General features: G+C 47.9%; 2 protein-coding genes. Both read right to left on the bottom strand.

The features are described from left to right. Positions 1 to 59: 59 nt before the first annotated feature. Positions 60 to 932, bottom strand: coding sequence for a succinate--CoA ligase subunit alpha (sucD, locus tag QTO00_RS19235; protein WP_176287268.1), 873 nt, complete (start codon positions 930 to 932; stop codon positions 60 to 62). Continuing rightward, positions 932 to 1,762, bottom strand: an 831-nt coding sequence (gene sucC / locus QTO00_RS19230) for an ADP-forming succinate--CoA ligase subunit beta (RefSeq protein ID WP_331426181.1), incomplete at its 5' end; no start/stop codon positions are given. The genes sucC and sucD, both read right to left, overlap by 1 nt.

Below are 1,762 nucleotides of genomic sequence, written 5' to 3'. Positions count from 1 at the left end.
AGCGCACAAAAACAAAAGGCTTGGCGTAATGCCAAGCCTTTGTCATTCATGTGGGTAGATTACCAACCTGTGATTTCACGTAGACCTTGACCAATGTCTGCAAGAGACTTAACAGTCTTAACGCCTGCCGCTTCTAGAGCTGCGAACTTGTCTTCCGCCGTGCCTTTACCACCAGAGATGATTGCACCCGCGTGGCCCATGCGCTTGCCAGGAGGCGCCGTAACACCCGCGATGTAAGAAACGACAGGCTTAGTGACGTTCTCCTTGATGAACGCTGCTGCTTCTTCTTCAGCTGTACCACCGATTTCACCAATCATTACGATCGCTTCAGTTTCCGGATCTTCTTGGAATAGCTTCAAGATGTCGATGAAGTTTGAACCTGGGATCGGGTCACCACCGATACCAACACAAGTAGACTGACCGAAACCTTCATCTGTCGTCTGCTTAACTGCTTCGTACGTAAGAGTACCAGAGCGAGAAACGATACCCACTTTACCTTTCTTGTGGATGTGACCAGGCATGATACCGATCTTACACTCATCAGGCGTGATTAGACCTGGACAGTTAGGACCGATCATGCGAACGCCTGTCTCTTCCAGCTTCACTTTCACATCGATCATATCTGTTGTTGGGATACCTTCAGTGATGGTTACGATTAGCTCGATGCCTGCATCAATCGCTTCTAGAATTGCGTCTTTACAGAAAGGAGCTGGAACGTAGATAACTGTTGCAGTCGCACCCGTTGCTTCTACAGCTTCGCGTACTGTGTTGAATACAGGAAGACCAAGGTGAGTTTGACCGCCTTTACCCGGAGAAACACCACCAACCATTTGCGTACCGTAAGCGATCGCTTGCTCAGAGTGGAAAGTACCTTGACCACCAGTGAAACCCTGACAGATTACTTTCGTGTCTTTATTAATTAGTACAGACATTATTTGCCCTCCGCAGCAGCAACAACTTTCTGAGCTGCGTCAGTTAGCGACTCAGCTGCAATGATATCAACATCAGAATTAGCAAGAACTTCGCGACCTAGGTCTGCGTTAGTACCTTCTAGACGAACAACGACAGGTACGCTTACGCCTACCTCTTTAACCGCACCAATAATACCTTCAGCGATCATGTCACAGCGGACGATACCACCAAAAATGTTGACTAGTACTGCTTTTACATTGTCATCAGATAGGATGATCTTGAATGCTTCTGCTACACGCTCTTTAGTCGCGCCGCCACCTACATCTAGGAAGTTAGCTGGCTTACCGCCATGCAGGTTTACGATATCCATCGTACCCATAGCTAGACCAGCACCGTTAACCATACAGCCAACGTTACCGTCTAGTGCTACGTAGTTTAGCTCCCACTGAGCAGCATGCGCTTCGCGCTCATCTTCTTGCGAAGGATCATGCATTTCACGTAGCTTAGGCTGACGGTACATCGCGTTTGAATCGATGTTGATCTTACCGTCTAGACATAACAAGTTACCTTCACCAGTAATCACAAGAGGGTTAATCTCTAGTAGCGCTAGGTCGTACTGAGAGAACATGTTGCCAAGACCCATGAAGATCTTAACAAATTGTTTGATTTGGTCGCCTTCAAGACCTAGCTTGAATGCTAGCTCACGGCCTTGGTAAGCTTGAGGGCCGACAAGTGGATCGATAGCCGCTTTGTGAATCAACTCTGGAGTCTCTTCTGCAACCTTCTCGATTTCAACACCACCTTCAGTCGATGCCATGAATACCACTTTACGCGTCGCACGGTCTACAAC

Source organism: Vibrio sp. M260118 (assembly GCF_036533755.1).
Classification (GTDB): domain Bacteria; phylum Pseudomonadota; class Gammaproteobacteria; order Enterobacterales; family Vibrionaceae; genus Vibrio.
Note: the sequence above shows the minus strand (reverse complement) of the source record. Positions and strands in the feature narration are given on the sequence as shown.